The sequence below is a fragment of the Pedococcus sp. P5_B7 genome (genome assembly GCF_054049895.1).
In genome coordinates, this window is sequence record NZ_JBFULM010000014.1 from 1 (window position 1) to 1,422 (window position 1,422).

Sequence of the window (1,422 nt, forward strand, 5' to 3'; positions counted from 1 at the left end):
TTGATCGCGGTGCCGCAGGTGACGCTGGTGACGGTCAGGTTCGCGACCGCCGGGTCGGTGAAGATGGCGTTGTTGGCCGCCGACGGTCCGTTGTTGGTCACCACCACGCTGTAGCTCACGGCCCCGTTGCTGTTCACGCCGGCCGGTCCGGTCTTGACGATGGCCAGGTCGGCCACCGGCTGGATGGTGTCGGTGTCGGTCGCGCTGTTGTTGCCCGGGGTCGGGTCGGTCACACCGGCCGGCGTGGCCACGCTGGCGATGTTGGCAATCGAGCCTGCCGCACCCGCGGTGCCGGTCACGCTGAAGGTGACGCTGCCACCGTTCGGTAACGTCGGTATGGTGATGCCGGCACCTTGCATCGCGGCGATGGTGACRCTGGCCGGCGCCGCACAGGTGGCACCACCGGTCGGTGAGCCGCAGGTGACGCCGGTGACGGTGAGGTTCGCGACCGCCGGGTCGGTGAAGATCGCGCCGTCGCTTGCGGCCGGGCCGGCGTTGCTGACGACGATGGTGTAGGTGGTGGCCGCACCGGCATTGACCGTGGCGATGCCGTCGGTCTTGGTGATCGACAGGTTGGCCTGGGCATTGATGGCGGTGTTGGCGGTGCTGTTGTTGTTACCGCCGGTGTTGTCGTTGGTGCCGGCCGGCGGCGCAATCGTCGCCACGTTGGCAATCGAGCCACTGACCCCGGCGGTGCCGGAGACGGTGAAGGTGACGCTGCCGGTGTTCGGTAACGTCGGGATCACAATGCCCGCGCCTTGCATCAACGCCACTGTCGTCGCCGCCGGCGCCGGACAGGCCGCGCCGTTGATCGCGGTGCCGCAGGTGACGGGCTACGCTGGCGATGTTGGCAATCGAGCCACTGGCACCCGCGGTGCCGGTCACGCTGAAGGTGACGCTGCCGCCGTTCGGTAACGTCGGTATGGTGATGCCGGCACCTTGCATTAGTGCCACTGTCGTCGACGCAGGTGCCGGGCACGCCGCGCCGCCTGCTGCACTACCGCAGGTCACGCCCGTCACCGTCAGATTGGCGACCGCGGGATCCGTGAAGATCGCACCATCGGATGAATTGGGACCGGCGTTGCTGACGACGATGGTATAGGTGGTGGCCGCTCCGGCATTGACACTCGCAACGCCATTCGTCTTCGTAATACCCAAGTTGGCAGGAAGAGGATTGATGGCGGTGTTGGCGGTGCTGTTGTTGTTACCGCCGGTGTTGTCGTTGGTGCCGGCCGGCGGCGCAATCGTCGCCACGTTGGCAATCGAGCCACTGACCCCGGCGGTGCCGGAGACGGTGAAGGTGACGCTGCCGGTGTTCGGTAACGTCGGGATCACAATGCCCGCGCCTTGCATCAACGCCACTGTCGTCGCCGCCGGCGCCGGACAGGCCGCGCCGTTGATCGCGGTGCCGCAGGTGACGCT

General features: G+C 67.3%; 2 protein-coding genes and 1 pseudogene. 1 reads left to right on the forward strand and 2 read right to left on the reverse strand.

The window, feature by feature from the left end:
- Positions 1-764 (reverse strand): hypothetical protein (locus tag ACXJKD_RS20250; protein ID WP_457256838.1); only part of this gene is annotated, 764 nt, incomplete at its 3' end.
- A 124-nt stretch (positions 765-888) separates the two neighbouring features.
- A pseudogene (locus tag ACXJKD_RS20255) lies at positions 889-1,254 on the reverse strand (hypothetical protein); the annotation flags it as partial.
- Here ACXJKD_RS20255 and ACXJKD_RS20260 point away from each other — a divergent pair.
- Positions 1,178-1,422: hypothetical protein (locus tag ACXJKD_RS20260; protein WP_457256840.1), on the forward strand; the 245-nt coding region annotated here is incomplete at its 3' end. The pseudogene ACXJKD_RS20255 and the gene ACXJKD_RS20260 sit on opposite strands and share 77 nt — an antisense overlap.